This is a genomic window from Mesorhizobium sp. M4A.F.Ca.ET.022.05.2.1 (assembly GCF_003998845.1).
Taxonomy (GTDB): domain Bacteria; phylum Pseudomonadota; class Alphaproteobacteria; order Rhizobiales; family Rhizobiaceae; genus Mesorhizobium.
Window position 1 is genome coordinate 1 of sequence record NZ_RZOJ01000404.1, and the last position, 5,488, is coordinate 5,488.

The window sequence follows — 5,488 nt, forward strand, 5'->3', positions numbered from 1 at the left end:
GTTTTTCAAGGTTCCCCCCCGGCGACCGGGAAATTTCCTTTTTTCCCCATTTCCGCGTCTTTTTCGGCATGCCAGATGACGCCCTCGCCGTCCGCGTTCTCCGTCCGTACGAGCGCCATTTGGAGGAGCCGGTTCAGAGCGGTATTGAAACTGCGACGCTTGTCGGCCCGGTTGTCCCCTGCCTTCTTCTTGATGAACGCCTCGCGCAGCAAGACCTCCTTGACCGCTTTCACCTGCGGCCCTTCCACGCCGTATGGCCAAAATTGGAAGCCGTGGTCGAGGATCGCGTTGCGCATGATGCCCATAATGAGGGCTTGATTTCCTCCGAGCTTGCGGACCTTCTCAACGGGCGCGGAGCCGTCATCGACGGCCACGATCTCATCAACGACTGAAGCTTCGACATCGCCGAGTTCGATGCTGGTATAGCGCAATCGCCCGATTTGCCGCCGACCCGGTCCGGCCCGGTTCTTGCCGACATGCAGCTCAAACCAACCGCCGTCGGTTTCGAGCAGGATCAGTTCCAGAGCCACCACAGCTTCCAGTGTCTCGCCCTTCGTTTGTTTCGGGTTTTCGCGATTGGTATGATTGGAGATGGCGATGACGACACGCTCGTCTTCTGCCAGCTTGCGCAGTTTGTTGAGGGCCGGACTGGTAAAGCGGTCGTCGAGGACAGATTGGCCGTCGAGGCCGGCGCGCAATGTGTCGAAGGGAATGAACACTTCCCGGCCTGGGAACTGTTCGCGCGCCTGCCTGATCGCCTCGCGGACTATCGCGACGGCTCTGTCCGGTTTGGTCAGCGGAACGCCTTCCTCCGAGACGACGATCATGACGGTGTCCAGCCCTTGCGCCTCAATTCGGTTCAGGACGTCGATTTCATCTTCGGCAGCTATGTAAACGACGACAGCCTGTTTCGTCTCGCGGCCAAGGAATGGTTCGCCGGCATCGAGGCAGCGGGCGATCTCGATCAAGAGTGCGGTCTTGCCGGCGCCGGGCCGCCCGTTCATGGAAATCAACGTGCCGACGCGGACGAGACCCTTTATCAGGCTGGCACCCGCCGTGCTGCCGGCGAGATGCTGCCGATATTCCCTGAAGTTGAGCAGCTTGACCCTCGGCGGACGCACTGCCCGGCGACGATCCTGCGCGCCGCCCTCGTCGAGTTGCTCATCGCCGTGCGGGCCCGTTCCTGACGCACTATGGTGTGGATGGCCTTTATCATCAAACGGCTCTCGCCGGTTCGCGTCCATGATTGCGCGCAGTGCGCTGACCCCCTCGTCGCGATGGATGTCGTTCGCGTCCTGCGTCATCGCCCTCTCCCAGCGATCTCGACCAACTCGGCATGGATACCGCGACGATGGAGAGCCGAGGCGAGCCCGGTGGCGCCTTTGTTTCCGGCCTCGTCATTGTCGACCAGGACCGAAACGCAATCCATCCAGTCGGGTACGGTGCGGCCCAATGCCTTAAGCCGTGAGGCAGAACCAGCCGCCCACGCGCCGAGCCCGGTCGCCTGATGCGCGCTCAATGCATCCTCGATGCCCTCGGCGACGACCAGCCCGAGAAGGTCGTTCGGCGGGGCAACCACGATTGGCGCACCTTTCGAGCGTCCGATCATGATCTTGGCCGGTTCGCCCGCCTTGTCGCTTCCATCCGGACGAAGGCGCGTCAGGTGAACGCCCAAGATTGCCGAGGCGGCGATGTCAGGTTCGGCGGCAACCGCGAATGCGGCGATGAGCGCAGGCGGATGACCCTCACGCGCCGGCAGATAGGCGAGCGTCGCCGGAAGCGGGCATGAGATGCACCGTGCCTCGCGCAGATAGAACTCAGCCGGCGTGCCTCGGATCGGCTGGCGCATCGACCACAGCCACGATGCCTTCCTGCGCTGCTCTTCAGCGGCTTTCGCATCGCGTTCGGCCATTGCCGCACGGACGCGGCACATCGCCTCCCGCTCGGTCGAGGCGAATTGCCGGTCCTCGCCGTCGAGCACGAAGCCTCTTGCCTCGCACCGGCTACAGATGAAGCCGACAAAGCCCGGTCGCGAATACAAGCGCAGCACACGCCGCAGCTTGTTTTTCAGATCGCGGCGACCGGGGCCGCAGAGGGGACAAGCTACGTCGATGCGCCCAATGCCGCCTGCGAGAGCGAAAAGCTCAGCGAAGCTGAAAGGCGCGGCGGTCACGGAAAGACCCTCCCACCGAACTCAGCGGCTGGTAGCGCAGCGCTATCGGTGGCGGCATCGACAACGGTTCGCTTGCTCATTGCAAGCGCTCCGAAATCGCTTCGCGGGCCGCCTCGACGCGGCCAGCGGACAGCAGGAAGTCGATCAGGAGAAGGAAAGCTTCGGTTTCGGCGTGGAGCTTGTCCAAGTCGCTCTCGCGCACATCGAGCAGCGCCTGATAAGTCTCAAGCCGCTTTTGCAGAAGCTTTTTGTCAGGGTCCGGTGCGCGCATGCTTCGGTCCTCCTTGGATGGAGGCCGGGCGGTTGACCTGCGCTTCTAACGGAAGGTAATCTTCGGGCCGTCCTCACAGCCTGAAAATGCAACCTGATCCGCCGACGCAGTGCCAAGCTGCCGGCGGGTTCAGGCTGCCCGGGTCGGCAGTTCCGAGGTCGAGGCAACAGGGGCAGTGAGACGATCCCTGATCCACTCGTCGAGCAGCTCGGGTTCGTAGTAGACGTTGTTGCCCAGCTTGCGGAACTGCGGGCCGCCGCCCTTGACGCGCAAATTGCGCAGCGTCACCGGCGAGCGGATCACCCCCTTCTCGCGCAGGTAATGAGAAGCCTGCTTTGCGTTTAACAGTGCCATGGCAATCTCCCGTAATGATCGGGAGGGACGGTGAGATATTTCGACGAGCGCTACATCGGTGAAAACTGGTCTATTTTCCCTGCTCCGTTTTCACCTGTTTGCGGTAGCGGACGATGGTCGTTGCAGGTATCGGATCGCAGTGGCCCTCTTCAATGAAGGCAAGCACAAAGGCCACATACGCGCTGACCTTGTCGACAATGGTGTTGCCGCTTTTATCGGTCGTCTCCGTAATCCAAGCGGTAGCCTTCTTTTGGAAGTGGCTCTCGAAAATCGTGGCAAGATGCTCGCCAACAAACCATTTCGACACGCTCTCCAGTTTCAACGGCGCGTCACGGCCCGGTCGGAAATGCTCGGCGATTTCCTCAAAGTCCCGCATTGCGCTGACAAAATCGGCGTAAGGCCCCAATTGCGTCCGCCACCACTGGCCCTCGTTATCGGCCTCATCCCACAGATCGATGAAAGCTTGCGCCTTCCTGATCAGTTCATCACCGCGTTTCTTGGTGCCGGATAAACTGGCATCCTTGAAGGTCTGGCACCAAAAATGCGCACGGTCGAGATCAAGGCTAAACTGATGCCGATCCAGCTCCGGAACCTCATCGAGCCTCGGAGCGACCAGCTCAACGATGCGGTCAACCGCATCAACAGGAAAGCGGGCCGGGTATTTCATCCGGCCCTCTTCTTCATCGGCAGCACCTTGCCGAAGTTCTTTCCGGCGAGTGCCGCAGCGATAGGCATCACGGCGCGATCAGCGGCCTGCCGCAGCGGATCGTGCTGGAAATGCGCATAGATCGCAGTCGAGCGCTGATCCTTGTGCCCGAGGATCGCGCCGGTCATGGCCAGCGTCTCACCGAACGACACGGCGGCAGAACCCAGGGTGTGCCTCAACGTGTGGGGCGTCACGCCGGGCAGCTTCGCCTTCTTCACGATTTTCGGCCAGATGCGCTTCGTCCCCTGAAAGAAGCCTTTGCCGGACGTGGCCGGAAACACCCAAGGGCTCAACCCGTCTGGCTGATCGCTATCGGCGTAGCGCGGCAGGCTGGTAAACAGTGCCATCGCTGCAGACGAGAGGGGGCGCACGCTCTTGCCGGTCTTGGTCGCTTCGAGGATCAGGCACCCCCGCTGCAGGTCGACCTCCGACCATTTGAGACCAGCGACCTCGTCACGCCGGCAACCAGTAAAAGCCCACAGCCGCGCGATGCTCAGAGCCTTTGGGTTAACGCCCTCTTTCTCTAGGGCTTCGAGTGCGGCACCGAACCGTTTGATCTCATCGAGCGACAGAAAGCGGTCGCGTCTGTTGTCAACTTTGTTGATGGAGGCGGTCGCGACCGGATTGCTCGTGGCCAGCCCCCGTTTAATCGCGAAGGTAAAAAGCGTGGAGAGATCGCGTGCCACCTTGCGCGCAGCGCCCTCGCCGCCCCTCACGACAATACGGCGGCGCGGGCCGATCTTCTCGTCCTTGGCGGTCTTGCCCGCCGTGATGTCCTTGACCATGGCCTCGACATCGGCTGGCGTAACCTCGGTAATGCGCTTCTGGGCGATCAGCGGCACGACGTGATGGCGAACGGCATTCAGCATCCACTGCTTGGAGCGCGCGCTGCGCACCTGACCGAGGCGTTTTCCGCGCAGGATTGTGCCGCCGTCCTTCTCGTATAGATCGACAAGGTCTGCGATCTTCTGTTCGGCCCGTTTGGCCTTTCTCTCGGCCACAGGGTCTTTGCCCTTGTCGACGTCAGCAAGTGTGTTCTTCGCCCACTCGCGAGCTTCGGTCGCGGTGTGGGCGGTCGTGGTACCGAGCGTTTCGCGTTTCTTGGGAGTGTCGCGCCCGCCCGGATGAGGCCGATATTCCACTTGCCAGCGCTTCGTGCCGTCCGCCGATACTTGGACGGCGAAGCCCGGTAGCTCGGTATCGAAGACGCGGTAGCGCTTGTCGGCTGCTTTGAGGGCGTCGACGCTAATTTTGGTGAGCTTCATCTTCATGGGGTGCCCTTCATTTCTGGGTCGCCACCAGGTCGCCACCATTGAAAGACCGGCGGGTATCTCCCTCATACCCGCGAGCGACATAAAACGCAATGAAAAGCGTAGTTTAGATGATCTTCAGATGATCGCCAGAAACCCGCAGAAACGCGCAATTCCACCCTTCACACGGGTGGGGTCGCAGGTTCAATCCCTGCATCGCCCACCATTCCCCTGCCGCCTCAAATTGCGATCCGCATGATCCAGGCAGGATCTTTTCTCTCTCAAATTGGTGAAGCCTCATACTCATCGTGGCACGGTTGAATGCTGGGGCTTTGACGCCGTCCTCTGTTGCCGTAAACTTCAGCGAGGGTGGCAATCGGGACATCAACATGGCTTTCGCCAGCGCGAACGACAGGAACGACCTGCCGCGCCTTGCGCGGATCGATCCAGGTCAGTTCGATCTTCTGTTCAGCGGTTGCAAGGTCGAGCGCTATGCGGCCGGCCAGCATCTGTTCGTCCAGGAGGATTCCGCCGATCGCATCTACGGCGTGATGAGCGGCTCGGTGGAAATCTCGATCTACTCGCCGGGCGGCCAGAAGCTGGTGGCCAATATCGAGCTGTCGCGTAGCCTGGTCGGCGAGATCGGCGCGCTCGACGGGCGCCCGCGCACGGCAACCGCCATCTGCCTCACGGCTTGCGAGCTGGTCTCGCTCAGCCGCACGCAACTCTTTGAC

At 61.4% G+C, this 5,488-nt stretch carries 7 protein-coding genes; 1 reads left to right on the forward strand and 6 read right to left on the reverse strand.

From position 1 onward, the window contains the following. Nucleotides 1-5: 5 nt before the first annotated feature. From EN745_RS28990 to EN745_RS29015, 6 genes are all read right to left on the reverse strand, one after another. Nucleotides 6-1,304 carry an AAA family ATPase gene (locus EN745_RS28990; RefSeq protein ID WP_127422813.1) on the reverse strand — a complete coding sequence of 433 codons (1,299 nt, stop codon included), beginning with the start codon at nt 1,302-1,304 and terminating at the stop codon, nt 6-8. After that, nucleotides 1,301-1,981 carry a toprim domain-containing protein gene (locus EN745_RS28995; protein ID WP_127422814.1) on the reverse strand — a complete coding sequence of 227 codons (681 nt, stop codon included), beginning with the start codon at nt 1,979-1,981 and terminating at the stop codon, nt 1,301-1,303. Before EN745_RS28995 ends, EN745_RS28990 begins: the two co-directional genes overlap by 4 nt. Nucleotides 1,982-2,249: 268 nt before the next feature. Next, on the reverse strand, nt 2,250-2,444 hold the full coding sequence (locus EN745_RS29000) for a hypothetical protein (RefSeq protein WP_127422815.1): 195 nt from the start codon (nt 2,442-2,444) through the stop codon (nt 2,250-2,252). Between the two features lie 129 nt (nt 2,445-2,573). After that, nucleotides 2,574-2,798, reverse strand: coding sequence for a hypothetical protein (locus EN745_RS29005; RefSeq protein WP_127422816.1), 225 nt, complete (start codon nt 2,796-2,798; stop codon nt 2,574-2,576). A 70-nt stretch (nt 2,799-2,868) separates the two neighbouring features. Then, nucleotides 2,869-3,465 (reverse strand): hypothetical protein, encoded by a 597-nt coding sequence (locus EN745_RS29010; protein WP_127422817.1) that lies wholly within the window; start codon nt 3,463-3,465, stop codon nt 2,869-2,871. Continuing rightward, a complete protein-coding gene (locus EN745_RS29015; RefSeq protein WP_127422818.1) occupies nt 3,462-4,775 on the reverse strand; it encodes a tyrosine-type recombinase/integrase in 1,314 nt (437 codons plus the stop codon). Before EN745_RS29015 ends, EN745_RS29010 begins: the two co-directional genes overlap by 4 nt. A gap of 368 nt (nt 4,776-5,143) precedes the next feature. Here EN745_RS29015 and EN745_RS29020 point away from each other — a divergent pair. Further along, a partial coding sequence (locus EN745_RS29020; protein ID WP_145992183.1) for a cyclic nucleotide-binding domain-containing protein occupies nt 5,144-5,488 on the forward strand: 345 nt, incomplete at its 3' end.

Excerpts from the sequence above, each read along its gene's own strand:
- EN745_RS29015 (WP_127422818.1), bottom strand. The coding sequence starts at position 4,775 with ATGAAGATGAAGCTCACCAAAATTAGCGTCGACGCCCTCAAAGCAGCC.
- EN745_RS29005 (WP_127422816.1), bottom strand. The coding sequence starts at position 2,798 with ATGGCACTGTTAAACGCAAAGCAGGCTTCTCATTACCTGCGCGAGAAG.
- EN745_RS29010 (WP_127422817.1), bottom strand. The coding sequence starts at position 3,465 with ATGAAATACCCGGCCCGCTTTCCTGTTGATGCGGTTGACCGCATCGTT.
- EN745_RS28990 (WP_127422813.1), bottom strand. The coding sequence starts at position 1,304 with ATGACGCAGGACGCGAACGACATCCATCGCGACGAGGGGGTCAGCGCA.
- EN745_RS29000 (WP_127422815.1), bottom strand. The coding sequence starts at position 2,444 with ATGCGCGCACCGGACCCTGACAAAAAGCTTCTGCAAAAGCGGCTTGAG.